Raw genomic sequence first — 25,894 nt, forward strand, 5'->3', positions numbered from 1 at the left:
AGCTGCGGGTGCCGGGGGTTGAGACGTGGGCTCTCCCGACCAGCCCCACCACGGCACCCGCCGGCGGCGCACCGGAGGCGAGTCCGCTGGTGGGCGAGGTGGCCGACCCCGCCCCGGTGCTGCGGTTGCCGGGGCCGGTTCCGGCCCGGGGCCGGGGCGTCTTCGGGTACGTGGAGCAGCCGGGGCCGGTGCTCGGCCGTTCCGGAGTGCTGCGCCGGTTCCGGGTCGCGGTGGAGGTCGGCTCGGGCGAGCAGGTGCCCGCCTTCGCCGCGACGGTGCAGGCCGCGCTGGCCGGGCCGGGAAGCTGGGTGGACGGTGGCGGGCTGCGGTTGCAGCGGGTGGGCCCGGGGGTCCGGGCGGACTTCACCGTCTATCTCGCCACGGCCGCGACCGCGGGCCGGATGTGCGCGGCGGGCGGGGTCGACATCCGGGTGGGTGGCCGGCCGTACACGTCCTGCCGGACCTCGGGGAAGGTGATCCTGAACCTGGACCGGTGGCGCACCTCGGTGCCGCACTTCGTGGCGGCCGGCGTCCCGCTCGACACCTACCGCCTGTACGTGGTGAACCACGAGGTGGGCCACCAGTTGGGGTACCGGCACGAGGGCTGCCCCGGCGCGGGACGGCCGGCGCCGGTGATGCAGCAGCAGACGCTGTTCTTCGACGGCTGTCGGCCCAACCCGTGGCCCTACCTGAACGGCCGGCGGTACACCGGCCCGCGACGGTGAGGCACTAAAGGTGGCAGATAGCCGGATTTAGTCCGATTTGCCTGTCATGCTGGTCTCATGCCACCCGTGTCCCCTCCGGGTCCGGCCGTCCGGCCCGACCCGCAGCCGAATCCGTACCTCGTGCGTCGCCGGCTCCGGATGCGCCGGCGCCGCCGCCGCGCCGCGCTGATCGGGCTGACCCTGCTCGGCGCCGTGGTCGGGGTGGTCGAGGTGACCGGGAACGGCACCGTCGGGGACCGGGCCGGCCGACCGGCGGGCGGCGGAACCGTGGTCGCCCAGGGCGGCGGGGGTGGGGCGGACACCCATCCCGACGCCGTGGCGCCGCACCCCGACACCGCGGCCGGCTACCCGGCCACCGGGTCCGGGTCGTTCGCCACCGCCTCCGGCGCCTCGCCCGTACGGGGTTCCGCCGGGCCGCTGCGCCGCTACCGGGTGGCGGTCGAACAGGACAGCGGCCGGGACCCTGACGCCTTCGCCGCCCAGGTGGACGACGTGCTCGGCGACGCCCGGAGCTGGACCGCCTCGGGCGAACTGCGGGTGCAGCGGGTGGCCGACGCGGACGCGGCCGACTTCACCGTCTATCTGGCCACCCCGGGCACCTCCGAGCAGATGTGCGCCGAGGGCGGCCTGCACACCGAGGGCTACACCTCGTGCCGGCTGCCCGGACGGGTGATCATCAACCTGGCGCGCTGGATGGACGGGGTGCCCGACTACGGCGCCCCGCTGGCGGTCTACCGGACGTACGTGATCAACCACGAGGTCGGGCACGAGTTCGGCGAGCTGCACCAGGCCTGCCCCCGGCCCGGCGCCCCGGCCCCGGTGATGCAGCAGCAGACGTACGGCCTGGACGGGTGCGTCGCGAATGCCTGGCCGTACGTCGACGGGACCCGCTACGAGGGCGAGTCGGCCGAGGGGGTCTGAGTTATTCCCGCTCCCGCATGCCGGGCGGGGTGGCCCTCATCATGGCCGATGCCCCCGGTAGCGAGCGACAATGGCGCGGTCCCACCGCCGAACCCGGGGAGTCCACCGTGTCGTTGCCCCCGCTCGTCGAACCCGCCGCCGAGCTGACCGTAGACGAGATCCGCCGCTACTCGCGTCACCTGATCATCCCCGACGTCGGGGTCGAGGGGCAGAAGCGGCTGAAGAACGCCCGGGTGCTCTGCGTGGGCGCCGGCGGCCTGGGCTCGCCGGCCCTGATGTACCTCGCCGCCGCGGGCGTCGGCACCCTCGGCATCATCGACTTCGACACCGTCGACGAGTCCAACCTCCAGCGCCAGATCATCCACGGCGTCTCCGACGTCGGCCGGTCCAAGGCCGAGTCCGCCGCCGCGTCGATCCGCGAGATCAACCCGCTGGTCAACGTCGAGATCCACAACACCGCGTTGGACCGGGAGAACGTCCGCGAGATCTTCTCCGGGTACGACCTGATCGTCGACGGCACCGACAACTTCGCCACCCGGTACATGGTCAACGACGCGGCGGTGCTGCTCGGCAAGCCGTACGTCTGGGGTTCGATCTACCGGTTCGACGGCCAGGCGTCGGTGTTCTGGGCCGAGCACGGCCCCTGCTACCGCTGCCTCTACCCGGAGCCCCCGCCGCCCGGCATGGTGCCGTCCTGCGCCGAGGGTGGCGTGCTCGGCGTGCTCTGCGCCTCGATCGGGTCGATCCAGGTCAACGAGGCGATCAAGCTGCTCGCCGGGATCGGCGAGCCGCTGGTCGGCCGGCTGATGGTCTACGACGCCCTGGAGATGAGCTACCGCAAGATCAAGGTTCGCAAGGACCCGAACTGCGCGCTCTGCGGCGAGAACCCGACGGTCACCGACCTGCTGGAGGACTACGAGGACTTCTGCGGCGCGGTCTCCGTCGAGGCGCAGGAGGCGGCGGCGGACTCCACCATCACCGCCCGCGAGCTGAAGGAGTGGCAGGACGCCGGCAAGGACGTCTTCCTGGTCGACGTCCGCGAGCCGGCCGAGTACGAGATCGTCCGCATCCCGGGGTCGACCCTGATCCCCAAGGGCGAGATCCTTTCCGGCGAGGCGCTGGCGCGGCTGCCGCAGGACCGGCAGATCGTGCTGCACTGCAAGTCCGGCGTCCGCTCCGCCGAGGCGCTCGCCGCGCTGAAGGCCGCCGGGTTCTCCGACGCGGTGCACGTCCAGGGCGGCGTGCTCTCCTGGATCAAGCAGATCGACCCGTCGCTGCCCGAGTACTGAGCGCGTCCCGTCCCGCCTCGACGGGTCGGCCGGCGCTGGCCGATCCGCCGAGGCGGACTCGCGTTAACCTGCGTTAACGTGTCCGCCGTGGTGGACTTGGACGCGGCCGTCGGCTACGTGGTGGCGCACGGCGACCCGGTGGAACGCGCCCGCCTCTCCCACCTGCGCACCGGCGCGCCGGTGCCGGCGGAGGTGCTCGCCGCCGTGGAGGGCGGGCAGACCCCGGACGGCGGCTGGCCCGCGCTCTCCGACGCCCAGGTCGCCTCCGTCGACGCCACCTGCTTCCGGCTGGTCGAGCTGGACGACCTGGGCGCCCTGGACCGCCCGGCGGCCCGCCGGGCGCTGGACTGGCTGGCCGGCCGGCAGCTGCCCGACGGTGGCTGGGACGAGGACGAGCGGCTGGCCGAGGCCGCGCCGGAGTGGGCCCGCCCGGGCGACCCGGCGGCCCGGCTCTACCTCACCGCGGGTGCCGCCTTCTGGCTCAGCCTCGCGGGGCCCGCCGGCCCGTACGACGACCCTGGCCCGTACGCGCCGGTGGTGCGGGGCGCGGCGGAGCTGCTCGCCGGGCAGCTCGCGCCCGACGGGAGCTGGCCGTCGTTCCTGGCCACCGGCTGGCTGGCCGCCGCCGTGCTGCACCGCCAGCAGATGTTCTACGAGTCGGCCCGCATCCAGGTGGTGCTCGCCGAGCGGATCCCACGGTTGTCCCCGTCGAACGTGGCCTGGCTGGCCGCCACCCTGCGCCGGATCGGGCTCGGCGACGAGGAGTGGGTGCTGGCCGGGGCCCGCAAGCGGCTCGCCGAGACGCAACGCACCGACGGCGGCTGGGACAGCGACGACGGCCACCGCTTCGACGTGCACACCACCCTCACCGCCCTCCGCGCCTGCCGCCCCCACTGACCCCCGCGTGGCTTGGCGCGACTTTCGGCAAGTCGGCCCCTCCCGCGCCCGGGAGGCCACGACTTGCCGCACGTCACCCCCGGGCGGGCCGGTACGTCAGCGGAGGTGGGCGTCGCCGGTGACGACGTACTTGGTGCTGGTCAGTTCGGGCAGGCCCATCGGGCCGCGGGCGTGCAGCTTCTGGGTGGAGATGCCGATCTCGGCGCCGAAGCCGAACTCGCCGCCGTCGGTGAACCGGGTGGAGGCGTTCACCATCACCGCCGCCGCGTCCACCCGGGCCACGAACTCCCGGGCCGCCGGCTGGGAGTCGGTGACGATCGCCTCGGTGTGGCCGGTGCCGTACCGCCGGATGTGCGCGACCGCCGCGTCCAGCGAGTCGACGACGGCGACCGAGATGTCGGCCGAGAGGTACTCGGTGGCGTAGTCCTCGTCGGTCGCCGGCACCACCGCGGCGGAGTGGGCGGCCACCTCCGGGGAACCGTGCACGGTCACCCCGGCCTCGGCGAACGCGGCCAGCACCGGCGGCAGGAAGGCGTCCGCGATCGCCGCGTGCACCAGCAGCGACTCGGCGGTGTTGCAGGTCGACAGCCGCTGGGTCTTGGCGTTCAGGGTGATCGCCACGGCCTTCGCCACGTCGGCGGCGGCGTCCACGTAGACGTGGCAGTTGCCCACCCCGGTCTCGATCACCGGCACGGTGGACTCCTCGACCACGGTCCGGATCAGCGACGCCCCGCCGCGCGGGATCAGCACGTCGACCAGGCCCCGGGCGCGCATCAGCTCCTTGACCGAGTCGCGCGAGGTGGCGTCGAGCAGCTGCACCGCGTCGGCCGGCAGCCCGGCCCCGGCGACCGCGTCGCGCAGCACCGTGACCAGGGCGGCGTTGGAGTGCGCCGCCGACGACGAGCCGCGCAGCAGCGCCGCGTTGCCGGACTTCAGGCAGATCCCGGCGGCGTCCACGGTCACGTTCGGCCGCGCCTCGTAGATGATGCCGACCACCCCGAACGGCACCCGGATCTGCCGCAGTTCGAGCCCGTTGGGCAGGGTCGAGCCGCGGACCACCTCGCCGACCGGGTCGGGCAGTGCGGCCATCTGGCGCAGCGCGTCGGCGATGCCCGCCACCCGGCCGGCGTCCAGCGCCAGCCGGTCCAGCACGGCCGCGGTCAGCCCGGCCGCCCGCCCGGCCGCCAGGTCCGCCTCGTTGGCGGCCAGGATCTCCGGCGTACGCGCCACCAGCGCGTCGGCCATCGCGTGCAGCGCGGCGTCCTTCGCCGTACGGGTGGCGACCGCGAGGGCCTCCGCCGCGTCCCGGGCCCGCCGGGCCTGCTCGGTCACGCTCATTCCCACTCCCTTGAGGTGAAAGGAGGGGCCCCTTATTAACAGACGTGTGTTAAAAGGGGGCCCCTGCTTACAGCAGTACCAGGTCGTCGCGGTGGACGACCTCGCGTTCGTAGGCCGGGCCCAGGGCCGCGGCGAGCTCGGTGGTGGAGCGGCCGAGCAGCCCGGGCAGCTCCACCGCGTCGTAGTTGACCAGCCCGCGGGCCACCGGCGCGCCCTGCGTGTCGACCAGGTCGACCGGGTCGCCGGCGGTGAACGCGCCGTCCACCGCGGTGATCCCGGCGGGCAGCAGCGACTTGCGCCGGCCCACCACCGCCTGCACCGCGCCCGGGTCGAGGTGCAGCCGCCCCCGGGGCGCGGTGGCGTGCGCCAGCCAGAACAGCCGGGCGGCCGGGCGCCGGCTGCTCGGATGGAAGAAGGTGCCGACCGGCTCGCCGGCCAGCGCCGGCGCGGCCAGCGGGGCGGCGGTGAGCACCACCGGGATGCCGAACCCGGTGGCGATCCGGGCCGCCTCGACCTTGGTGACCATGCCGCCGGTGCCCACCCCGGCCCGGCCGGCGCCGCCGATGTCGATCCCGGCCAGGTCGGCCTCGCCGCGTACGTCGGTGATGCGGGTGCTCTCCGGCCGGGTCGGGTCACCGGTCCAGAGCGCGTCCACGTCCGACAGCAGCACCAGCAGGTCGGCGTCGACGAGCGCGGCGACCAGCGCGGCCAGCCGGTCGTTGTCGCCGAACCGGATCTCCTCGGTGGCCACCGTGTCGTTCTCGTTGACGATCGGCACCGCCCGCAGGTCGAGCAGCTTGCGCAGGGTCCGGTACGCGTTGCGGTAGTGCGCGCGGCGGGTCACGTCGTCGACGGTGAGCAGCACCTGCCCGACGGTCAGCCGGTGCCGGGCGAAGGCGGCGGCGTACCGGCCGATCAGCAGCCCCTGGCCGACGCTGGCGGCGGCCTGCTGGGTGGCCAGGTCGCGCGGGCGCCGGGGCAGGCCGAGCGGGGCGAGACCGGCGGCGATCGCGCCGGAGGAGACCAGCACCACCTCCCGCCCCTGGGCGGCCAGCGCGCCGAGAGGGTCGACGAGCGCGTCGACGCGGGAGTCGTCCAGGCCGCCGGTCGCCGTGGTCAGCGAGGACGAGCCGATCTTGACGACGACCCGCCGGGCCGAGGTGACTGCTTCACGCACCCGACCATTCTGCGCGCTCGGGTCCGCCGTGCCCGCCGCCGTTCCCATACTCTGGCAGCTCGTGACACCTGACGAGTACGTCGAGGCGGTGCTGGAGCTGGTCGAGCGGATCCCGCCCGGCCGGGTGATGTCGTACGGGGCGGTGGCCGACGCGCTGGCCGAGCGATCGGGGCGGGCCTCGGCCCGGCTGGTCGGCTCGATCATGGCCCGGCACGGGGGCGGGGTGCCCTGGCACCGGGTGGTGAACTCGGCCGGCCGGCTGCCGCCCGGCCACGAGCGGGAGGCGCGGGCCCGGCTGCGCGCCGAGGGCTGCCCGTTGCGCCCGTCCGGGGTGGACATGCCGGCGGCGGCCTGGTGGCCGGACGAGGGGCACTGAACCCGGGGGTGCGGCGAGCCGGTGAGGCGCGCTGACCGGAGCGGAGACCGAGCCGGCGAGGGGCTGTGACCGAGGCCATAACGTGAGTAGCATTCGGCTCCATGACCGTTTCCGGGCTGCCGCGCCGCGTGCACCTCGGGTACGCGCTGGGCTCCCTGGTCACCGGTGCCTTCGGGACGGTGCCGGGGCTGCTCCTGCTGCCGTACCTGACCGACACGCTGGGCGTCGCGGCGGGCGTGGCCGCCCTGCTGGTGCTGCTGCCGAAGGCCTGGGACGTGCTGGTCAACCCGGTCGCCGGGCGGATCTCCGATCGCACCCGGTCCCGCTGGGGGCCCCGCCGGCCGTACCTGCTCGGCGGCGGACTGGCCCTGGCACTGCTCTTCGCCTCGATCTTCGCGGCGCCGTTCGGCAGCGGGCCGGCCGCCGGGGCGTACGTGGCGGTGGCGTTCCTGGCGACGGCGACGGCGTTCGCCTTCTTCCAGGTGCCGTACGTGGCGATGCCGGCCGAGCTGACCGCCGACCCGGCGGAGCGTACCCGGATGATGACCTGGCGGATCGCGGTGCTGGCGCTGGCCATCCTGGTCTCCGGGGCGGTGGCCCCGGCCGTGGTGACCGGCGGTGGCGGGGGCGTGCCGGGGCACCGCTGGATGGGCCTGTTCGTCGCCGCGCTGATCGTGGCCGGCACGGTGGGGGCCTTCCTGGGCACCCGGGCCGCGCCGGTCGGAGCGGTCGGGGAGAGCGAGCCGAGCCTGCGCGCCCAGCTCGCGGTGGCCGCCGGTAACCGGCCGTTCCGCGTGCTGCTGGTCTGCTTCGTGGTGCAGTCGGCCGGGGTGGCGACCGTGCTGGCCGGGGTGAAGTACTTCGCCGACCAGGTGCTGGCCGCCCCGGAGACCGGCCCGACGCTGCTCTTCGCCTGCTTCGTCGGCCCGGCGCTGCTGGTCATGCCGCTCTGGACCCGGGTCGGCGCCCGGGCGGGGAAACGGGCCGGCCTGGTCGTCGCCTCGCTGCTCTTCGCCGCCGGCGCGACCGCCCTGGTCGCCGCGCCGGCGCTGCCGGCCGCCGGGGTGTACGCGGTGGTCGCGCTGATCGGCGCCGGCTACGCCGGCCAGCAGGTCTTCGCCCTGGCCATGCTGCCGGACTGCATCGCGTACGACACCGCCCGCACCGGCCGCCGCCAGGCCGGCGTGTTCACCGGCCTGTGGACGGCGGGGGAGACCTTCGGCCTCGCCCTCGGTCCCGGCATCTACGGCCTGGTCCTCCAGCTCTCCGGCTACGTCTCCTCGTCCACCGGCGTCGCGGCGACGCAACCGGCCACCGCCCGCCTCGGCATCCTCCTCGGCTTCACCGCCCTACCAGCCCTCCTGGTAGCCACCCCCCTGGTGCTGCTGCGCCACTACACCCTCCCCCCACCCCCACCCCCCGCTCCGCCGATCATGGAGTCGTGGTGGGGGAGGAAAGCCGCTGACCACTACAAGAAGGGCGCCACCAGTCCATGATCGACGAGAAGTGGAGCGCGCTGCCCGAGCACGGGGTGGCCGCGGGGCGGGTGTTGGCGGAGATCCGGGCGCTGCGGGCGGGGGACCGGCCCACGCACGGGGGAAGGCTGTTCGCCTACGTGTACGACCCGGGGGTGGCCGGGCTGGACGAGTTGACCCGGGCCGCGTACGCGGAGTGCGCGCACGTCAACGGGCTCGACCCGACCGCCTTCCCGTCCCTGCTGGCAATGGAGAACGCGCTGGTCGGGGCGGCGGCCCGGCTGCTCGGCGGCGGCCCGGGCAGCAGCGCGCCGGAGGCGGTCGGCAGCGTCACCGGCGGCGGCACCGAGTCGCTGATCCTGGCGGTCAAGGCGGCCCGGGACGCCCGGCCCGAGATCGCCGAGCCGCGGCTGGTGGTGCCGGCCAGCGGGCACGCCGCCTTCGCCAAGGCCGCGCACTACCTGCGGGTGGCGCTCGACCGGGTGCCGGTGGACCCGGCCACCCTGCGGCCGGCGGTGGCCGACGTGGCCGCCGCGATCCGCCCGGAGACGGTGCTGGTGGCCTGCTCCGCCCCGTCGTACGCGCACGGCGTGGTCGACCCGGTCGCGGAGATCGCGGCGGTGGCCGCCGCCGCCGGGGTGCGCTGCCACGTGGACGCCTGCTTCGGCGGCTGGGCACTGCCCTGGCTGCGCCGCCTCGGCGAGCCGGTGCCCCCGTTCGACTTCGCCGTCGACGGGGTCACCTCGATCTCCGTCGACCTGCACAAGTACGCGTACGCCCCGAAGGGGGTGTCGGTGCTGCTGCACCGGGATCCGGCACTGCGCGCCCCGCAGTACTTCGGGTACGCCGACTGGCCCGGGTACACGATGGTCAACCCGGTGATCGCCTCCACCCGCTCCGGCGGCCCGATCGCCGGCGCGTACGCCACGCTGCGGCACCTGGGCGAGGACGGCTACCTGCGGCTGGCGGAGCAGACCCGGGACGCGGTACGCGGGCTGGCCGCCGCGGTCGGCGCGGTGGACGGGCTGCGGCTGCTGGCCGAACCCGAGGCGACGGTGGTCTGCTTCACCGCCGACGACGCCGACCTGGACCTGTTCGTACTGGTCGACGAGCTGGCCGAGCGGGGCTGGCACACCCAGCCCCAGCTGTCGTACGCCGGGCTGCCGGCCAGCGTGCACCTGACGGTGACCGCGGCGGTGGCCCCCCGGGTGGCCGAGTTCGGCCCGGACCTGGCCGGCGCGGTGGCGGCGACCCGGGCCGCCGGGCCGGTGCGGCTGTCGGCGGAGCTGCTGGCGCTGGCCGGGGCGCTGACCCCGGAGGCGCTCACCCCGGAGCTGGTCGCCGGGCTGGCCGCCGGCCTCGGCCTCGGCGGCGACCCGGCCGGTGGGCCGCTGCCGGCGCGGATGGCGGTGGTGAACACGCTGCTCGACGTCGTGCCGGTGGCGGTGCGGGAACGGCTGTTGGTGGAGTTCGTCGGGCTGCTCCAGCGCCCGGCCTGGTGACGGGCGCCGCCGTGGCGGCGTCGCCCCGAGGTGCCCTAACGACGTCGCCCCGGCCGGAGCGGATCCGGCCGGGGCGAGCGACGGTCAGCTGGCGCTGATCGTGCCGGTGGCCACGTTGTCGGCCGGGTTCAGGTCCTCCACCTGCGGGAACCAGTGGATGAACAGGGACACGGTGACCGGACCCACCTCGCCGGGGGTGATCCCCGCGTCGGCGTCGGCCGAGAGCAGCACGTCGACGGTGCGTTCCTCGCCCGCCAGGAACGGGCCGCCGGGCACGTCGAAGTCGGACCCCCCGCTCGGCCCCGTCGCCGGGTCGGTCCCCCGGTAGCGGACCCCGTCCGGCAGGGACAGTTCACCGATGATCAGGCGATGCGGGGCGTCGTTGGCGTACCGGACGGTGACCGGCAGCCGGCCGGACCAACTGCCGTCCTCCTGCTGGGTCAGCACCGCGTCGCCGACGCTCACCGACGCGTCCGGCCGGGTGCTCTGCACGTACGGCTCGGGGTTGCGCAGGCTGCCGTCGCTGGCCCGGAACAGGGTGGCGAACGGGACGTCCGCGCTGAGCGGGTAATCGCCGGTGGTGTTGACCGCGACCGCGCCGCCGTCGACGCTCATCGCCCGGTCCCGAACGGTGGTCAGCACCTCGAACGGGATGCGGTAGATGCGGCTGCGGCCCGGTGCGAGCTTCTGGAGGTCGTCGCAGTGCATGGCCTGCCGGCTGGTGGTCGACTCGTTCCAGTTGCAGCTCAGGCCGGTCCCGTTGAGCCGCAGCGAGGCCGCCACCGGTTCGGTGATCCGGACGGTCGGGTAGGCGCCGGCCGTCCCGGTGTTCGCTACGGTGATCTTGAGGGTGCCCTGGTAACCCCGGTCGGCCGGGTCCAGCACCAGCCGGTTGGTCGAGACGGTCAGGTTCGCGACCGGATCGGCGGCGACGGCGGGCGCGGCGGCGACGGCCAGCCCGGTCGCGGCGGCCAGGGCGGCGGTGCCCAGGCGCAGGATGGTACGAGACATGCGGTGTTCCTCCCCGTGATGCGGCGGCGCCGGGAAGCCTCGGCGCGCACCGGGCACCCTACCGACGACCGGCGGACCATTTCGTCCCCAGTGGACGGATAGGGACCAACCGCTCGCGTCCGCCTGCCCCGTGCCGGGCGGACGCGAGCGGTGGCGAATCAGCCCGCGCTGCGGACGTCGGCCCCGTTGTTCGTCTCGACGAGATCAGGCCAGCCCTTGTTCTGCGCGTCGTAGTGGACGACCCGGACGACCGCCGGGTCGCCGGACGTGGACCCGTCGACCAGGACGGTGAAGGTCAAGCTTCGGCGTTGCCCGGCGGGCAGCCCGCCCGTCACGCAGCTGGCCCAGTGCGGTCCCACCTCAGGCAGGTCGCGGCACTGCGCGAAGTCCCCACCGGCCCGCTCACCCAACCGGTCCAGGCCGACGAACCCCAGCAGCGGCACGTCGACCGGGCCCTTGTTCACCACGGTGACGGTCAGCGAGCCGGTCCGCTTCCCGTCCGCGCCCGGCGTGCTCAGCACGAGCTCACCGGCGGTCAGGGCCAGGTCGGTGAGCCGATCGTCCGGGCCGAACTCCGTCGGGCCGCCGGTCTGGGCGAACCGCCCGCCCTGCCACCGGTACGTGCGCCACTGGTCCCGGGCCAGGTACGTAGGGACGTCGCAGCAGGGTTGGATGTCGGCCACCCGCACCCGGACCGACCCGCCGTCGGTCACCTCGTACGCCAGGATGTCGCGCTGCCCCTCCCCGGTGCGGGTCACCTGCCCGAGGGTGACGATCCGGCCGGCGGTGTCCCGGTCGAAGGCCACCACCTGCTTGCCGACCGCCTCGCCGTACCGGCAGCCGAGCAGGGCCACCGTCTCGTCCGCGCCGTCGGCGTCGATGTCGCCGTGGGCGAGCGAGAGCAGGGCCGGCACCCCGACGTCCTGGTCCGTCTTGCGCAGCCGAACCCCGCCGCCGGCCGCGCACTCCTCGGGCGTCCAGGCCGGCAGGTCGACCTTGCCGGCGAGCAGCTGGGCCCGGCTGATCCGGCCGTCCGGCACGGTCGGCACCTCCGCGCCGGCGGACCCGGTCGGGGAGCCGGCCGGCGGGGAGACCGGGGGCGACGTGGACGGCGCGGCCGACGGGGACGGTGCGCCCGTACCGGTCGGTGACGGCTCGACGGACTGCGCGGGTCCCGGATCCGGCGGCCCGGACTCCCGGTCGAGGGCGGCCCGGCCGGCGACCGGCACGGCCACCGCGAGCACCACGGCGGCGGCGGTGACGGCGACGGCACGGTGCCGGCGGCGGCGGACGGTGGCCCGGGCGGCGTCCGGCCCGGCCGGCTGGACGGCCGGGACGAGCGCGTCGCGGTAGGCGGTGAACTCGGCATCCACCAGCCGGTCCTCGTACTCAGTCACGGTTGTTCACCTCGCTCGTCGCGGCCAGCTGGCTGGCCAGCGCCGCTCGTCCCCGGTGCAGCCAGGACTTGACGGTGCCCTCCGCCACGTCCTCCTGGGCCGCTATCTCGGTGATGGAAAGGTCCGCCAGGTAGTGCAGAACCACCGCCCGGCGGTGGTTGGCGGGCAGTTGCGCCAACGCCGCGTGCAGCGCCACCCGGTCCGGGCCGGGACCGGGCACGTGTTCCACCCGCTGCCGGTGCAGGAAGGACTGGGCGGTGCGCAGCCGGCGCCACCGGCTGGTGGCCAGGTTCCAGGCGACCCGGCGGACCCAGGCCACCGGGTCGTCGAACCGGGACACCCGGGACCAGCGGGCGAACGCCCGGCAGAACGCCTCCTGCACCAGGTCCTGCGCCTGCGGCAGGTCACCGCAGTAGGCGGTCAACTGGATGGTCAACGACCGGAAGTGCGCGTGATAGAGCTGGTCGAAGTCGACCGCCCCGGACCGCCCGTCCTCGTCCGGCCCGGCTGTGCCGGGTGGAGGCTTGTCGAGCCTCGGTTCCCTGGTCACCGTCACCTGATCCTCCCCGTAGGTCGCCCGCCCACGCGGTTCGACTCCGGTCACACGCCTCGATGCCTGTTCCGGTTGCACCGGTCGCCGATTCAGCGCTGTGGTTGACTGTCGGTTCGGGGACAGCGGAAGGGGGCCCGAGGTGCAGCTGCCGGCGGTGCTCGGCGAGCCGATCCGGTTCGTGCTCAACTGGGGCCGGCGCTACTCGCTGTGGGTGTTCAACTTCGGGTTGGCCTGCTGCGCCATCGAGTTCATCGCGACCAGCATGGGTCGGCACGACTTCATGCGACTCGGCGTCATCCCGTTCGCGCACGGCCCGCGGCAGGCCGACCTGATGGTGGTCTCCGGCACGGTCACCGACAAGATGGCGCCCGCGGTGAAGCGGCTCTACGACCAGATGCCCGAGCCGAAGTACGTCATCTCCTTCGGCGCCTGCTCCAACTGCGGCGGCCCGTACTGGGACTCGTACTCGGTGACCAAGGGCGTCGACCAGCTCATCCCGGTCGACGTGTACGTACCGGGCTGCCCGCCCCGCCCGGAGGCGCTGCTGCACGGCATCCTGCGCCTCCAGGAGAAGATCGCCGCCGAGCAGTCCGGGGTGGGCGGGGTGCCCCGCCCGGACCGGCTGGCCCCGCCGGTGGACCCGCCGGCCCCGCCGGCCCGCTCGGTCGAGTCGCTGACCGCGCCCACGGTCCGTCCGCCGACCGGCTGACCCTCCCGGTCAGCGGGCGAATTCCAGCACCACCTTGATGTCGTCCGGTTGATGGGCGTACGCCTCGGCGTACCGCTCCACCGGCACCCGGCGGGTGATCAGCGAACCCAGCCAGTCCTGGTCGGCGCGGGCCAGGGCCTCGGCGGCCAGGTCCCAGTGCCGGCGGTTGGCGTTCACCGAGCCGAAGACCACGTTGTTCTCCAGGACCAGTTCCCGGTTGAGCGCCCCGGCGTCGAAGTCGATGGTCCGCCCGCCGCTGGAGACCCCGGTCAGGCAGACCACCCCGGCCGGTCCCGCCTTGCACATGGCGTCCAGCACCACCACGGGCGCGCCGGTGCACTCCACCACGATGTCCGGCTCGAAATCCAGCTCGCCCACGGTCCCGGTGTGGTACGTGGCGCCGAGCGCCCGCACCAGGTCCGGCTTCGGGCCGGTGGTGTTCCGGTCCAGCACGTGCACGGCGAGCCCGCGCTGCACGGCCAACAGCGCCGCCAGCAGCCCGATCGGCCCGGCGCCGGTGACCAGGACGAGCTGCGGCTTCCACTCGGCCCGGCCGCCGATCCGCTCGATGTGGTCCCACGCCTTCGCCACCACACTCGCCGGCTCCAGCAGCATCCCGACCGGGGCCAGGATCGGGTCCAGGCCGACGGCGAACTTCGGCTGCAACCGCCAGCGGTCCCGGGCGAAGCCGGGCAGGGCCTTGATCCCGTGCTCGGTGTACTGCCCGTTGCGGCACATGTCCCACTCGCCGACCGCGCAGTTGGCGCACGGCACCGGGTCCGGATGCCGGACGATGCCGGCGACCAGGTCACCGCGTTGCAGCGTGCCGCTCGGGTCCTCGATCACCCGGCCGAGCGCCTCGTGCCCGAGGACCAGGGTGTCCGTGCCCGGCGGCGGCTCACCGTAGTGGCCGTCGATGATCTCGTGGTCGGTGCCGCAGATGCCCACGGCGAGCGCCTCGACCAGGATCCCGCCCTCCTCGGTCGGCGGCTCCGGGTGATCCGGCGTCAGGCGCAGCGAGCCGGGGACACCGGGGATCACAGTCACAGCGCGCACGATGCTCATCTTTCCCCGCCCACCGCCCGCCCGCCCGAAAACCCACAAAAGCTCGAGGTGCGGGTGCAAGGAGGGGCCCCTTATTAACAGACGTCTGTTAATAAGGGGCCCCTCCTTGCACCTCGGACGGCGCGCGGCTCGTCCGGGCGGGCCCGGGCCATAGGATCAGCGGCATGACTCCGGAAGAGGTCGGCCGTCGGCTGGCGACGCTGCTCGGGCCCGTCGAGGTCACCCCGTCGGCCTCCGGCGGCCAGTCGTACGCCCGGGCCACCGTCGACGTACCCCCGGCGAGCTGGCGGGAGGCGCTCCGCGCGGCCCGGGACGACGCCGAGCTGGGCTGCGACTTCTTCGACTGGCTGTCGGCGGTGGACGAGCTGGCCGACGGCTTCGACGTGGTGGCCCACCTGTGGTCGACCACCCATCGGCACGGGCTGCTGATCCGCACCCGGATCCCCCGGGACAGCCCGGCGGTCTCCTCGGTGGTCGACCTCTATCCGGGCGCGGCCTGGCACGAGCGTGAGACGCACGAGATGTTCGGCATCGACTTCACCGGCCACGGCGAGCTGCGACCGCTGCTGCTGCCCCCCGAGTTCGAGGGGCACCCGCTGCGCAAGGAGTTCGTGCTCGCCTCCCGGGTGGCCAAGCCGTGGCCCGGGGCGAAGGAGCCGGGCGAGTCCGAGGCCGGCGGCGGGCGCCGCCCGATCCGCCCGCCGGGCGTGCCGGCGCCGGGGGAGTGGGGCACCACGCCTACGCCGGCCGGGGCCGGTGGCGTCGGGGAGGGGCCGCGCGGCGGCACCCCGGCCCGCCCGGCCCGGGAGCGTCCGGCCCGGCCCGCGCCGGGCAACCGCCCTGCGCGTACGCCCCGGCCGGCCGGCCCGGCGACCCCGGGTGACCGGAGCGCGGGCCCGGCACCCGGCGGCGCTACCCCGAGCGACGCGACCCAGGCGGGCGCGGCCCCGAGCGACGCGACCCAGGCCGGCGTGGCCCCGAGCGACGCGACCCGGGCCGGTGCGACGCCGAGCGGGGCGGCCGAGGCCGGTGCGGCGCCGAGCGAGGCGGCCGAGGCCGGTGCGACCCCGGGCGAAGCGGCCCAGGCCGGTGTGACCCCCACCGAGGCGGCCCAGACCGAGGCGATGCCGGCCGAGCCGGCGTCGGGTCCGCTGCCCGGGGCCACCGGTGGCCCCGGGGACGGGCCGGCCCGCTCCGGTCCGCCCGCCGACCGGCCCTCGGCCCGGGGCCCGGCCGCCACCGAGCGGGCCGACCACGAGGAAGGGACGCACTGATGCCGACCTGGTTGGAGCTGGTGATCCGGGTCGGCGGCGTGCTCGTCGCCTTCCTCACCCTGCCCCTGATCGTCGGCCAGGCCGAGCACAAGGTGATGGCCCACATGCAGGGCCGGCTCGGCCCGATGTACGCCGGCGGCTTCCATGGCTGGGCCCAGCTGGTCGCCGACGGGGTCAAGTTCGTGCAGAAGGAGGACGTCACCCCGCGGGAGGCGGACCGGGCGGTGTTCCGGCTGGCCCCGGTGGTGGCCCTGGTGCCCTACCTGCTGGCGTTGCTGGTGATCCCGCTCGGCCCGAACGACCTGGTCGGCCAGCCGCTGGACATCGGCCTGTTCTTCGTGCTCGCGGTGGTGGGCGTGGGCGTGGTGGCGGTGCTGATGTCGGCCTGGGCGTCGGCCAACAAGTACAGCCTGCTCGGCGGCCTGCGCGGCGCGGCCCAGCTGCTCGGGTACGAGCTGCCGCTGGTGCTGGCCGCCGCGTCGGTCGCGATGGCGGCCGGCACGCTCAGCCTGTCCGGCATCGTCGAGGCGTGGCGGCCGTGGTGGCTGCTCTGGCAGGCGCCCGCGATGATCGTGTTCTTCCTGGCCGGGCTGGCCGAGATCCGCCGGCCACCGTTCGACATGCCGATCGCCGACTCCGAGCTGGTCTTCGGTTATCTGACCGAGTACACCGGGCTGCGCTTCGCGTTCTTCCTGCTCGCCGAGTACGTCGGCATCGTGGTGATCGCCGCGCTGACCACCGTGCTGTTCCTCGGCGGCTGGCAGGGGCCGTTCGCCGACGCCCAGCTCGGCTGGCTCTGGACGCTGCTCAAGGTCTTCGCCGTCTCGTTCGTGATCATCTGGCTGCGGGTGAGCTACCCGCGGCTGCGGGAGGACCAGCTCCAGCGGCTCTGCTGGCTGGTGCTGGTGCCGGTCTCCCTGGGGCAGCTGGTGCTCACGGCGGGCGTTCGGCTGGCGGTGTAAGGAGGGGGCCCTTGTTAACGCATTCGGTATAGGAAGGGCCCCCTGTTAAATAGGAAGGGCCCCCTGTTAACACCGCAGCGCCCCGCTAGCCCAGCGGGGTGTGCGCGGGGTCGACGCGCTCGGCCGGCGGGGGAGGCGGCGGCGGGGTGCCGTCGCCGAACGGACGGCCGCCCAGCTCTTCCCGGCCGTGCGGGGTGAGCCAGTTGGACAGGTCGGGCCCGAGCGGGACCACGCCGGTCGGGTTGATGTCCCGGTGCACCTCGTAGTAGTGCCGCTTGATGTGGTCGAAGTCGATGGTGTCGCCGAAGCCGGGGGTCTGGAACAGGTCCCGGGCGTACGCCCAGAGCACCGGCATCTCGGCCAGCTTCTGCCGGTTGCACTTGAAGTGCCCGTGGTAGACCGGGTCGAAGCGGACCAGCGTGGTGAACAGCCGTACGTCCGCCTCGGTGATCGTGTCGCCGACCAGGTACCGCTGCCCGGCCAGCCGCTCGGTCAGCCAGTCCAGCCGGTCGAAGAGCCGGTGGTACGCCTTGTCGTACGCCTCCTGGCTGCCGGCGAAGCCGCACCGGTACACGCCGTTGTTGACGTCCGCGAAGACCACCGCGTTGACCTCGTCGATCTCGCCGCGCAGCGGCTCCGGATAGAGCTGCGGCGCCCCGGGCCGGTGGTACGCCGTCCACTCGGTCGACAGGTCCAGGCTCATCTGCGCGTAGTCGTTGGTGACCACCTGCCCGGTCGGCACGTCCACGATCGCCGGCACGGTGATGCCCCGCTCGTAGCCGGGGAACCGCGCGAAGTACGCCTCCTGGAGCCGCTCGATGCCGAGCACCGGGTCCCGCCCGCCCGGGTCCAGGTCGAACGTCCAGCTCCGCGCGTCGTGGGTGGGGCCGGCGACGGCCATCGAGAGGGCGTCCTCCAGGCCGAGCAGGCGCCGGACGATGATCAGCCGGTTGGCCCAGGGGCAGGCCCGGCTGACCACCAGCCGGTACCGGCCCGGCTCGACCGGCCACCCGTCCCGCCCGTCGGCGGTGATCCGGGTCGCGATGTAGCGCTGGTCCCGGGTGAACTCACCGCCCGGCTCGACGTACTTGCCACCTGTCTGCTCGGCCACGCCGCCCCCTCGAAGATCCCGTCGTCCGTCTCCGCCCCCATCTTGGCCGATCGCCGCCCGGCCGGCCCGCCGAGCGCCAGGTCCGCCGGGCCCGTCCGGCGACTGTCAGGTCCGCCGGGCACGTCCATGGCGGGCCATGTCCGCGCGGCCGGGCCGTCGAACGCCAGGTCCGCCGGGCTCGTCCGACGAGCGCCAGCTCCGCCGGCCGGCTCGCCGAGCGCCGGTTACGCTGCGCGGATGATCGACGTGGAGGCGGCGGCCCGCCGGTTCGTCGCGGACGTGTGGAACGGCGGGCGGGAGGATTCGGCGTACGAGCTGGTGGCCGCCGGCTGTCCTGGGCTGGGCGGGACCGGGCCGGCGGCGACGCTGGCCTGGCACCGGGACCGGCGGGCGGCGTTCCCCGACCTGCGCTACAAGATCGTCGACCTGGTGGCGGCCGGTGACCGGGTGGCGGTGCGCTGGCGGGCCGCCGGCACCCAGGCCGGGCAGTTCGGCCCGGTGCCGCCGACCGGCCGGGTGGCCAGCTATTCCGGGGCGACGTTCCTGCGGTTCGACCCGGACGGGCGGATCGCCGACGTGTGGAGTGTCAACGAGCTGTTCCAGACCCTCCAGCAGCTCGGCGTGGAGATGCTGCCCCCGCTCACCGGCCCCGGGGCGTGATCCGGCTGATCGGCAGGTTCACCGGGAAGGGCTCGCCGGTGTCGACGAACTTCGTCCACCGGCCCGTCTCGGTGTAGACCTCGTGCACCGGGTCGATCTTGTAGGTGTAGACGACGATGCCCTCGTCCTCGATCTCGATCCGCCAGTAGAAGGGGATCCCGGCCTGCGCGTAGAGGGCCGGCTTGAGCACCCGGTCGATGGACCGGGTGCTGGGCGAGACGATCTCCACGGCGAGCGCCACCTCGTGCGGCTCGTACCGGGACGGCTCACGCGCGGCCGCGGCCGAGGTGGTGACCAGCACGTCCGGAACGAAGGAGCGGGTCCGGTTGATCCGCACCTCCACCCCCTGGGTCACGTCGTACCCGTCGGGGCAGTCCTCGTCCAGTGCGACGCCGAGCCGCATCGCGATGCTCTGGTGCATCCGGGTGGGGGAGGGGGACATGAGCAACACTCCATCGAGCAGTTCGCGGCGGCGACCGTCCTCCGGCAACGCGTCCAGATCGTCGGTCGTCCACGCGCGCTCGGGCGGGTGGTCGCTCTCCAGCGCGGCGGTCATCGACAGGCCCTTCCCGGTGCGTCGTTCTCCCCGCGCCCCACGATACCGGTGTAATCCCCAGGGTGGTGGTCGCGCGCGCCGTGGCCACAGGGCAGGATGAGCGGCATGAGCGAGCGCAGCGAGCGAATCGGCCAGCTCTGCGCGGTGAGGTCTCCCGGCGTGGGCGAGCGAAGCGAGGCGACGGCGTGAGCGAGCGCAGCGGCATTCCCGGCGAGGGGCTGGTGAAGGGGCTGGCGGTCACGCTGAAGACGATGACCCGCCGCTCGACCACCCAGCAGTACCCGGACGTGGCCCCCGAGCTGCCGCCCCGGTCCCGTGGCGTGATCGCGCTGCTGGAGGAGAACTGCACGGTCTGCATGCTCTGCGCCCGGGAGTGCCCGGACTGGTGCATCTACATCGACTCCCACAAGGAGGAGATGGCGGTGCCCGGCGCGGCCCGCCCCCGGCAGCGCAACGTGCTCGACCGCTTCGACATCGACTTCTCGCTCTGCATGTACTGCGGCATCTGCATCGAGGTCTGCCCGTTCGACGCGCTCTACTGGTCGCCCGAGTTCGAATACGCCGAGTACGACATCAAGGACCTGCTGCACGACAAGGACCACCTCGGCGAGTGGATGGGCACGGTCCCGCCGCCGCCGGCGCACGACCCGAACGGCGAGCCGGCCAAGGAGGAGTCCGTGGCGGCGCGCAAGGCCGCCGCCCCGGCGGCCCGGCCGGCCACGCCCCCGGCGGCCCGGCCGGCCACGCCCCCGGCGGCCCCGCCGGCCACGCCCCCGGCGGCCCCGCCGGCCGCACCCCCGGCGGGCGAGGGCGAGGGCGGGGCCTGATGACCGCCGCGGACGTGCTGCTGCTCGCGTTCGGCGCGGTGGCGGTCGGCGCGGGCCTGCTGGTGGTCGCCACCCGGCACCTGGTCCGGGCCGGCCTGCACCTGGTGGTCTGCCTGGGCGCGCTGGCCGGCATGTTCCTGGTGCTCACCGCCGAGCTGGTCGCCTGGGTGCAGGTGTTGATCTACGTCGGCGCGGTGGTGGTCCTGCTGCTCTTCGCGGTGATGCTCACCCGGGCGCCGATCGGCGCTTCCGACGACCTGGACCGGCCCGGCTGGCCGGCCGCGCTGGTCGGCGGCGGTGCCGGCCTCGGCCTGACCGCGCTGCTGGTGGACGCGTTCCGCTGGTCGCGGGTGGACCTGCCGGCGGCGGGCACCGCCGAGCGCCTCGGCGAGCAGGTCTTCCGCTCCTGGGTGCTGCCCTTCGAGGTGCTCTCGGTGCTGCTGCTGGCCGCCCTGGTCGGCGCGGTGGTGCTGGCCCGGCCGGAGATCGGCCGCCGCGCGGAGGCCGGCGGGCCGCCGGCCGACCTGGGCCGCCGGCCGCCACCGCCGGCCCAGGCCACCGGGGAGCCGGGCCGCCGGACGCCGCCGGCCCCGACCCGGGCCGACGAGGACGGCCGCCGGTGAGGCCGGTCATCCCGTACGTCACCGCCGCGCTGCTGTTCGGCCTGGGGGTGTACGGCGTGCTGCGCCGGCGCAACGCCGTGCTGGTGCTGATGGCCGTCGAGCTGATGCTCAACGCCGTCAACCTGATCCTGGTCACCGCCGACACCACGGTCCGCGCCCAGCTCCCGCACGCCGGGCAGGTCTTCGCGCTCTTCGTGATCGTGCTGGCCGCCGCCGAGGTCGGGGTGGGCCTGGCGATCGTGCTCCAGCTCTACCGGCTGCGGGCCAGCGTGGTGGTCGACGAGGTGCCGCTCGACGAGGACGCCGCCGCCGAGCCGGTCGCGGCCACCGTGGAGGGGGGCCGGTGACCGGGCTGCTCGGGGCCGCGCTGCCGGCCGTACCCTTGCTCGCCGGCCTGCTCGGCCTGCTGCTGCCGCCGTCGCCGCGCGGCGCGGCCACCGGCGAGGGCACCGCCCGCCGGCTGGCGATCGGGCTCGGCGTGGCCGGTGCGGCCGGCGCGCTGCTCGTCGCGGTGCTGCTGGCGCTGCGGGTCGGCGCCCCGGTCGAGACGTCCGCCACCTGGATCGACCTCGGCGGCCTGCGGGTGACCCTCGGGGTACGCCTCGACGGCGCGGCGGCCCTGGTCGCGGTCGCGGTGAGCGCGGTGGCCCTGGCCGTGCAGGTCTACTCGATCGGCTACCTGCGGCGCGGCCCGCACGACGACGTCGAGGTCGACCACCGCTACCCGCCCTACGCGGCCCAGATCAGCCTCTTCACCGCGGCCATGCTGACCGTGGTGGTCGCCGGGGACCTGATCCTGCTGCTGGTCGGCTGGGAGGTGATGGGCCTCTGCTCCTACCTGTTGATCGCGCACGACCGGCGGCTGCCCGAGGCGCCCGCCGCGGCGGTGAAGGCGTTCCTGGTCACCCGGGTGGGTGACGTCGGCTTCCTGCTCGGCATCGCCCTGCTCGGCGTGTCGGCGGGCAGCTTCCGGATCGCCGACGTGCTCGCCCACGACCACTCCACCGGCACCCTCACCGCCGCCTGCCTGTTGCTGCTGGCCGGGGTGGCCGGCAAGAGCGCCCAGTTCCCGCTGCACACCTGGCTGCCGGACGCGATGGCCGGCCCGACGCCGATCTCCGCGCTGATCCACGCCGCCACCATGGTCGCCGCCGGCGTATACGCGGTCACCCGGCTCTTCCCGCTCTTCGCCGCCGCCCCGGTCGCGCTGACCGTGCTCGGCGTGCTGGCCGCGATCACCCTGCTGCTCGGGGCGTTCGCGGCCACCGCACAGGACGACCTCAAACGGGTGCTGGCCTGGTCCACGGTCTCCCAGATCGGCTACATGACCGGCGCGCTGGCGGTCGGCTCGCCCAGCGCGGCCCTGTTCCACCTGCTCACCCACGCCGCGTTCAAGGCACTGCTGTTCCTGGCCGCCGGCGCGGTCATCCACGCCGTGGGCACCACGCTGATGTCCCGGATGGGCGGGCTGCGGACCGCCATGCCGGTCACCTTCTGGTGCACGCTGATCGGGCTCGGGGCGCTGGCCGGGGTGCCGCCGCTGTCCGGCTTCTTCAGCAAGGAGGGCGTGCTGGCCGCCGCCGAGGCCGCCGCGCTGGACGGCGCCGGGCCGACCCCGTCCTGGGTGGGCTGGCTGGTCTGGCTGGCCGGGCTGCTCGGCGTCGCCGTCACCGCCTGGTATGCGACCCGTCTGCTGCTGCGCACCTTCTTCGGCGCCACCCGCATCCCGCTGGCCGAGCCGCACGACCCGCCGGCGGTGCTGCGCTGGCCGGTGCTGCTGCTCGCCGTGCCCGCCGCGCTGCTCGGCCTGGCCGGGTTCGCCGGGACGTTCGCCGAGCGGCTCCGCCCGGCCGCGCCGGCCACCCGGGAACAGCCGTCGGACCTGCTGCCCCCGGAGGGGCTGGTGCATTTCACCCCGGCGGTCCTGCTGCCGCTGGCGCTGCTGGCCGTCGGGGTCGGGCTGGCCTGGGCCGGCTGGCGCCGGGATCCGGCCGCCGACCCGGCCCGTTTCCTGGGCCCGCTGCGGCCGGTGTTCGCCCGGGCGTTCCGGCTCGACGACGTCCAGCACACCCTGGTCGTACGCCCCGTCACCGCGCTGGCCACCGCCACCCGCGCCGGCGACGAGCGGATCGTCGACGGGGCGGTCGAGGGCAGCGGGCGGGGCGCGTACCGGCTCGGCGGCGGGCTGGCCGCGCTGCACCGGGCCGCGCTGCCCCGGGCGGCGACCGCCGTGCTGGCCGGCGCGCTGCTGATCGGCCTGGCCGCCGTCCTGATCGGAGGCTGGTCCACGTGAGCGCGAGGAGTGAGCCCGGGGTGCGAGCCCTGCGGTCGCGAATGACGGAGACCCTGCCATGAGCGCGTTCCTGCTGATCTCGGTGCTGGCGTTGCCGGCGTTGGGCGCGCTGGTGGTGGCCGCCACGCCGGGTGACCGGGCCGCCCGGGCGGTCGGCACCGCCGTGGCCGCGCTGACCCTGGTGCCGGCGGTGCTGCTGGTCACCGGTGACCACGGCTGGTTCGGCTACGGGCCGCGGCCCGCCGTGCAGCCCTGGCACCAGCTCGACCTGCCCTGGGTGCCGGGACTGGAGCTGCGCTTCCACCTGGGGGTGGACGGCATCTCCTGGCCGCTGGTGGTGCTCACCGCGCTGCTCACCCTGCTCTGCTGCGGATACACCCTGTGGCGGGTGCCCGAGGGCGCCGGCAGCGGCAAGGCCCTGGTCGCGCTGCTGCTGGTGGTCGAGGTGGGCATCCTGGGCACCTTCCTCGCCCTGGACCTGGTGCTGTTCTTCCTCTTCTTCGAGGTCGTCCTGCTCCCGATGTACGCGATCATCGCCGGCTGGGGCGGCGCGGACCGGCGCCGGGCGGCCCGCAAGTTCGCGCTCTACACCCTCTTCGGCTCGGTGCTGCTGCTGGTCGGCGTGTACGTGGTGGTGGCCGCCGCCGGCACCGCCGACCTGGTGACCCTGACCGGCGGGTCGGGCCTGTCCCGGGGCACCCAGCTGGCGGCGTTCACCCTGCTGGCGCTCGCCTTCGCGGTGAAGAGCCCGCTCTGGCCGCTGCACTCCTGGCTGCCCGACGCGCACACCCAGGCGCCCACCGTGGGCAGCGTGATCCTGGCCGGGGTGCTGCTCAAGATGGGCACGTACGGGCTGATCCGGGTGGCGGTGGGGGTGGCGCCGGAGGGGGCCCGCTGGGCCGCCCCGGTGCTCGGCGTGCTCGCCGTCGCCGCGATCATCGTCGGCTCGCTGGTCTGCCTGGCCCAGGACGAGCTGAAGCGGCTCATCGCCTACTCCAGCGTCGGGCACATGGGCTTCGTGCTGCTCGGGGTGGCCACGCTGACCGCCACCGGCATCCAGGCGGCGCTGATCGGCAACGTCGCGCACGGGGTGATCACCGGCCTGCTGTTCTTCCTGGCCGGCGCGGTCAAGGACCGGGCCCACACCGGCGCGCTCGCCGAGCTGTCCGGGCTGCGGGAGACCGCGCCCCGGCTCGCCGGCCTGCTCGGCTTCGCCGCGGTGGCCTCACTCGGGCTGCCCGGGCTGGCCGGCTTCTGGGGCGAGGCGTTCGCCGTGGTGGCCGCCGTGCAGCGGGGCGGGCCGCTCTGGACCACCCTGGCGGTGCTGGCCGCGGTCGGCGGGGCGCTGACCGCCGCGTACTTCCTGCGGCTGCTGCGCCGGGTCACCCACGGCCGGCCCAGCCCGGCGGTGGGGCGGATCGGGCCCGGGGTGGCGGTGGCCGAGCTGACCGCCTGGGCGCCGCTGGTGCTGCTCGCGCTGGCGGTCGGCCTGGTGCCGACCCTGGTGCTCGGCTACGCGTCCGGACCGGTGAACGCCCTGCTGGAGGTGGTCCGGTGAGCGGCCGGCGGACCGGAACGCGGAGCGAGGTAGCGGCATGAGCCTGGTGCAGAGCGTGGACAACGTGGCCCTGCTGCCGGCGTACCTGGCCGCCGGCACCGCCGTACTCGTGCTGCTGGCCGACCTGGTGGTGGCCCGTGCGGGCGTCACGTGGGCGGTGGCCGCCGGGGGCGCCGCCGGCACCGCGGTCGGCGCGGCGCTGGTCGGTGCGGGGGAGACCCGGCGGACGTTCTGCGTGGGCGCCGACTGCTCCTGGTTGTACGACGACCGGGCGGCCCTGGTCGGGGCGCTGTTCGCGCTGCTCACCCTCGGGGTGCTGGCGATATCCGGCCCGCTGCTGCGGGCCGGCGGGACGCCGGTGGGGGAATACTGCTTCCTGCTCGCCTGCTCGCTGACCGGCGGCGTGGTGCTGGGCGCGGCCGGGGACCTGATCACCCTGATCGTGGCCCTGGAGACGCTGACCCTGCCGCTGTACGTGCTGGTCGGGCTGCGGCGGGGCAGCGTGGCCGGCGCCCAGGCGGCGGTCACCTTCTTCGTGGTGAGCGTGGTGGCCACGACGCTCACCCTGCTCGGCGCGGCCCTGCTCTACGCGGTCACCGGCGGGCTGCACCTGGGCCGGCTCGGCGCGCTGTTCGGCGAGCGCCCGGAGCTGCTGGACCTGCCGCTGACCACGGCGGCGGTGGCGCTGGTGGTGCTCGGGCTGGCCTTCAAGGTGGCCGCGGTGCCGTTCCACGCCTGGGCGCCGGCCACCTACGACGGGGCGCCGCTGCCCGTCGCCGCCTACCTCTCCACCGCGTCGAAGCTGGGCGGGGTGGTCGCCCTGCTGGCGGTGACCGGGTTGGCGTTGCCGGCGACGGTCACCGGGCCGGTGCTGGCCGTGCTGGCGGTGCTGACCATGACGGTGGGCAACCTGGTGGCGCTGCGCCAGCGGCGTACGGTCCGGCTGCTGGCCTGGTCGTCGGTGGCCCAGGCGGGCTACATCCTGGCCCCGCTGGGCGCGCTGGCGCTGGCCGCCGGGCGCACCGACGAGGCGCGGGCCGGGGCGTACGCCGCCGCCGTCGCGTACACGGTCTTCTTCGTGCTGCTGGAGCTGGCGGCCTTCGCGGCGGTGGTGGCGCTGCGCCCGGCCGGTGCGGACGGCGGCACGCTCGACGAGCTGCGCGGCGCGGCCCGCCGCCACCCCTGGGTGGGTGGGGCGCTGGCGCTGGCCCTGGTCGGGCTGGCCGGGTTGCCGCCCGGCCTGGCCGGGCTGTTCGCCAAGGTCACCGTCGTCCGGTCACTGCTGGACGGCGGGGCCGGCTGGCTGGCCCTGGTGGTGGCCGTCAACGCCGTCGTCGGGCTCGCCTACTACCTGCGGTTCGCGGCCGTCCTGTGGGCTCCGGGCGCCGGCCCGGCCCCCGCCCGCCCGGCCCGTACGGTGCTCGCCGCGCTGGCGGTGACCACCGCGGTGGCCGTGTTGGTCGGCTTCGCCCCGCAGGTGGTGCTGGACCTGGCCGCCCGCTGACGGCTTCGTCCCGACTCCTCCCCGCTGTCCGGGTCGTCCAGCGGGTTCACAGCATCCCTCAGTCAACTTTCAGCCATGAGCAGGATGGTTG

The 25,894-nt window shown here is 74.9% G+C and carries 24 protein-coding genes and 1 pseudogene; 17 read left to right on the forward strand and 8 right to left on the reverse strand.

Translation table 11 applies throughout. The features are described 5' to 3' along the window. The first annotated feature begins 2 nt into the window (after positions 1-2). The 4 genes from K7640_RS19160 (at position 3) to K7640_RS19175 (ending at position 3,832) form a co-directional block, all read left to right on the forward strand. Positions 3-725: a DUF3152 domain-containing protein gene (locus K7640_RS19160; RefSeq protein ID WP_374198105.1), complete on the forward strand. Its 723-nt coding sequence runs from the start codon at positions 3-5 to the stop codon at positions 723-725. A 57-nt stretch (positions 726-782) separates the two neighbouring features. Beyond that, positions 783-1,646 carry a DUF3152 domain-containing protein gene (locus K7640_RS19165; RefSeq protein WP_255609483.1) on the forward strand — a complete coding sequence of 288 codons (864 nt, stop codon included), beginning with the start codon at positions 783-785 and terminating at the stop codon, positions 1,644-1,646. A gap of 41 nt (positions 1,647-1,687) precedes the next feature. After that, positions 1,688-2,935 carry an adenylyltransferase/sulfurtransferase MoeZ gene (moeZ, locus tag K7640_RS19170; protein ID WP_255609484.1) on the forward strand — a complete coding sequence of 416 codons (1,248 nt, stop codon included), beginning with the start codon at positions 1,688-1,690 and terminating at the stop codon, positions 2,933-2,935. Between the two features lie 78 nt (positions 2,936-3,013). Next, positions 3,014-3,832: a prenyltransferase/squalene oxidase repeat-containing protein gene (locus tag K7640_RS19175; RefSeq protein WP_222956254.1), complete on the forward strand. Its 819-nt coding sequence runs from the start codon at positions 3,014-3,016 to the stop codon at positions 3,830-3,832. Between the two features lie 96 nt (positions 3,833-3,928). On the opposite strand, the gene K7640_RS19180 is transcribed toward K7640_RS19175, so the two are convergent. Continuing rightward, complete coding sequence (locus K7640_RS19180) at positions 3,929-5,170, reverse strand: glutamate-5-semialdehyde dehydrogenase (RefSeq protein WP_222956255.1); 1,242 nt, start codon at positions 5,168-5,170, stop codon at positions 3,929-3,931. Positions 5,171-5,237: 67 nt separating this feature from the next. Beyond that, the gene (proB, locus tag K7640_RS19185) at positions 5,238-6,395 is read right to left on the reverse strand and encodes a glutamate 5-kinase (RefSeq protein WP_222956256.1); all 1,158 of its coding nucleotides are present in this window, start codon (positions 6,393-6,395) and stop codon (positions 5,238-5,240) included. Positions 6,396-6,408: 13 nt separating this feature from the next. On the opposite strand from proB, the gene K7640_RS19190 reads away from it, so the two are divergent. From K7640_RS19190 to K7640_RS19200, 3 genes are all read left to right on the forward strand, one after another. Next, the gene (locus tag K7640_RS19190; RefSeq protein WP_222956257.1) at positions 6,409-6,723 is read left to right on the forward strand and encodes an MGMT family protein; all 315 of its coding nucleotides are present in this window, start codon (positions 6,409-6,411) and stop codon (positions 6,721-6,723) included. 101 nt (positions 6,724-6,824) lie between these two features. Next, positions 6,825-8,219 (forward strand): MFS transporter, encoded by a 1,395-nt coding sequence (locus K7640_RS19195; protein WP_255609485.1) that lies wholly within the window; start codon positions 6,825-6,827, stop codon positions 8,217-8,219. Next, positions 8,216-9,700, forward strand: a complete 1,485-nt coding sequence (locus K7640_RS19200) for an aminotransferase class V-fold PLP-dependent enzyme (RefSeq protein WP_222956258.1) — start codon at positions 8,216-8,218, stop codon at positions 9,698-9,700. The genes K7640_RS19195 and K7640_RS19200 overlap by 4 nt, the downstream gene beginning before the upstream one ends. A gap of 84 nt (positions 9,701-9,784) precedes the next feature. Here the strand turns inward: K7640_RS19200 and K7640_RS19205 are convergent, their stop codons facing one another. The 3 genes from K7640_RS19205 to K7640_RS19215 form a co-directional block, all read right to left on the reverse strand. Further along, positions 9,785-10,711, reverse strand: a complete 927-nt coding sequence (locus K7640_RS19205) for a hypothetical protein (RefSeq protein ID WP_222956259.1) — start codon at positions 10,709-10,711, stop codon at positions 9,785-9,787. A 158-nt stretch (positions 10,712-10,869) separates the two neighbouring features. Further along, complete coding sequence (locus tag K7640_RS19210; RefSeq protein ID WP_222956260.1) at positions 10,870-12,108, reverse strand: hypothetical protein; 1,239 nt, start codon at positions 12,106-12,108, stop codon at positions 10,870-10,872. Further along, positions 12,101-12,664, reverse strand: a complete 564-nt coding sequence (locus K7640_RS19215) for an RNA polymerase sigma factor (protein ID WP_222956261.1) — start codon at positions 12,662-12,664, stop codon at positions 12,101-12,103. Before K7640_RS19215 ends, K7640_RS19210 begins: the two co-directional genes overlap by 8 nt. 136 nt (positions 12,665-12,800) lie before the next feature. Here K7640_RS19215 and K7640_RS19220 point away from each other — a divergent pair, with 136 nt between their 5' ends. Further along, a complete protein-coding gene (locus K7640_RS19220) occupies positions 12,801-13,370 on the forward strand; it encodes an NADH-quinone oxidoreductase subunit B (protein WP_222956262.1) in 570 nt (189 codons plus the stop codon). 9 nt (positions 13,371-13,379) lie between these two features. Here the strand turns inward: K7640_RS19220 and K7640_RS19225 are convergent, their stop codons facing one another. Further along, complete coding sequence (locus K7640_RS19225; RefSeq protein ID WP_222956263.1) at positions 13,380-14,426, reverse strand: glucose 1-dehydrogenase; 1,047 nt, start codon at positions 14,424-14,426, stop codon at positions 13,380-13,382. A 173-nt stretch (positions 14,427-14,599) separates the two neighbouring features. Between K7640_RS19225 and K7640_RS19230 the strand changes: the two are divergent. Next, positions 14,600-15,223 (forward strand): annotated as a pseudogene (locus tag K7640_RS19230) (NADH-quinone oxidoreductase subunit C); the annotation flags it as partial. A 485-nt stretch (positions 15,224-15,708) separates the two neighbouring features. Beyond that, positions 15,709-16,671, forward strand: a complete 963-nt coding sequence (locus K7640_RS19235) for a complex I subunit 1 family protein (RefSeq protein WP_222956264.1) — start codon at positions 15,709-15,711, stop codon at positions 16,669-16,671. A gap of 85 nt (positions 16,672-16,756) precedes the next feature. Here K7640_RS19235 and K7640_RS19240 read toward each other — a convergent pair whose 3' ends face one another. After that, entirely contained in the window at positions 16,757-17,782 is a 1,026-nt protein-coding gene (locus K7640_RS19240; RefSeq protein ID WP_222956265.1) for a glutathione S-transferase family protein, read from the reverse strand. Positions 17,783-18,019: 237 nt separating this feature from the next. Here K7640_RS19240 and K7640_RS19245 point away from each other — a divergent pair, with 237 nt between their 5' ends. Continuing rightward, entirely contained in the window at positions 18,020-18,442 is a 423-nt protein-coding gene (locus K7640_RS19245; RefSeq protein WP_222956266.1) for an ester cyclase, read from the forward strand. Here the strand turns inward: K7640_RS19245 and K7640_RS19250 are convergent. Then, positions 18,423-18,998 carry a Uma2 family endonuclease gene (locus tag K7640_RS19250; RefSeq protein ID WP_222956267.1) on the reverse strand — a complete coding sequence of 192 codons (576 nt, stop codon included), beginning with the start codon at positions 18,996-18,998 and terminating at the stop codon, positions 18,423-18,425. The genes K7640_RS19245 and K7640_RS19250 overlap by 20 nt on opposite strands. Before the next feature lie 185 nt (positions 18,999-19,183). Here K7640_RS19250 and K7640_RS19255 point away from each other — a divergent pair, with 185 nt between their 5' ends. From K7640_RS19255 to K7640_RS19280, 6 genes are read left to right on the forward strand one after another with little or no spacing between them, the layout of a single operon-like run. Continuing rightward, positions 19,184-19,825: an NADH-quinone oxidoreductase subunit I gene (locus K7640_RS19255; RefSeq protein ID WP_308042604.1), complete on the forward strand. Its 642-nt coding sequence runs from the start codon at positions 19,184-19,186 to the stop codon at positions 19,823-19,825. After that, positions 19,825-20,448, forward strand: coding sequence for an NADH-quinone oxidoreductase subunit J (locus tag K7640_RS19260; RefSeq protein WP_255609487.1), 624 nt, complete (start codon positions 19,825-19,827; stop codon positions 20,446-20,448). Before K7640_RS19255 ends, K7640_RS19260 begins: the two co-directional genes overlap by 1 nt. Continuing rightward, the gene (gene nuoK / locus K7640_RS19265; protein ID WP_222956269.1) at positions 20,445-20,795 is read left to right on the forward strand and encodes an NADH-quinone oxidoreductase subunit NuoK; all 351 of its coding nucleotides are present in this window, start codon (positions 20,445-20,447) and stop codon (positions 20,793-20,795) included. The genes K7640_RS19260 and nuoK overlap by 4 nt, the downstream gene beginning before the upstream one ends. Beyond that, a complete protein-coding gene (locus tag K7640_RS19270) occupies positions 20,792-22,741 on the forward strand; it encodes an NADH-quinone oxidoreductase subunit L (protein WP_222956270.1) in 1,950 nt (649 codons plus the stop codon). The genes nuoK and K7640_RS19270 overlap by 4 nt, the downstream gene beginning before the upstream one ends. Before the next feature lie 58 nt (positions 22,742-22,799). Next, the gene (locus K7640_RS19275) at positions 22,800-24,299 is read left to right on the forward strand and encodes a NuoM family protein (protein WP_222956271.1); all 1,500 of its coding nucleotides are present in this window, start codon (positions 22,800-22,802) and stop codon (positions 24,297-24,299) included. A 37-nt stretch (positions 24,300-24,336) separates the two neighbouring features. Beyond that, positions 24,337-25,803, forward strand: a complete 1,467-nt coding sequence (locus K7640_RS19280) for an NADH-quinone oxidoreductase subunit N (protein WP_222956272.1) — start codon at positions 24,337-24,339, stop codon at positions 25,801-25,803. Positions 25,804-25,894: the final 91 nt, after the last annotated feature.

The organism is Micromonospora sp. PLK6-60 (genome assembly GCF_019890675.1).
Taxonomy (GTDB): domain Bacteria; phylum Actinomycetota; class Actinomycetes; order Mycobacteriales; family Micromonosporaceae; genus Micromonospora.

What these genes read in the sequence shown, in the direction of transcription:
- K7640_RS19275 (WP_222956271.1), top strand. Translation starts at nt 22,800, where the DNA reads ATGAGCGCGTTCCTGCTGATCTCGGTGCTGGCGTTGCCGGCGTTGGGC.
- moeZ (WP_255609484.1), top strand. Translation starts at nt 1,688, where the DNA reads ATGGCCGATGCCCCCGGTAGCGAGCGACAATGGCGCGGTCCCACCGCC.
- K7640_RS19260 (WP_255609487.1), top strand. Translation starts at nt 19,825, where the DNA reads ATGACCGCCGCGGACGTGCTGCTGCTCGCGTTCGGCGCGGTGGCGGTC.
- K7640_RS19250 (WP_222956267.1), bottom strand. Translation starts at nt 18,998, where the DNA reads ATGACCGCCGCGCTGGAGAGCGACCACCCGCCCGAGCGCGCGTGGACG.
- K7640_RS19245 (WP_222956266.1), top strand. Translation starts at nt 18,020, where the DNA reads ATGATCGACGTGGAGGCGGCGGCCCGCCGGTTCGTCGCGGACGTGTGG.
- K7640_RS19280 (WP_222956272.1), top strand. Translation starts at nt 24,337, where the DNA reads ATGAGCCTGGTGCAGAGCGTGGACAACGTGGCCCTGCTGCCGGCGTAC.
- K7640_RS19235 (WP_222956264.1), top strand. Translation starts at nt 15,709, where the DNA reads ATGCCGACCTGGTTGGAGCTGGTGATCCGGGTCGGCGGCGTGCTCGTC.
- K7640_RS19195 (WP_255609485.1), top strand. Translation starts at nt 6,825, where the DNA reads ATGACCGTTTCCGGGCTGCCGCGCCGCGTGCACCTCGGGTACGCGCTG.
- proB (WP_222956256.1), bottom strand. Translation starts at nt 6,395, where the DNA reads ATGGGAACGGCGGCGGGCACGGCGGACCCGAGCGCGCAGAATGGTCGG.
- K7640_RS19165 (WP_255609483.1), top strand. Translation starts at nt 783, where the DNA reads ATGCCACCCGTGTCCCCTCCGGGTCCGGCCGTCCGGCCCGACCCGCAG.
- K7640_RS19200 (WP_222956258.1), top strand. Translation starts at nt 8,216, where the DNA reads ATGATCGACGAGAAGTGGAGCGCGCTGCCCGAGCACGGGGTGGCCGCG.
- K7640_RS19205 (WP_222956259.1), bottom strand. Translation starts at nt 10,711, where the DNA reads ATGTCTCGTACCATCCTGCGCCTGGGCACCGCCGCCCTGGCCGCCGCG.
- K7640_RS19180 (WP_222956255.1), bottom strand. Translation starts at nt 5,170, where the DNA reads ATGAGCGTGACCGAGCAGGCCCGGCGGGCCCGGGACGCGGCGGAGGCC.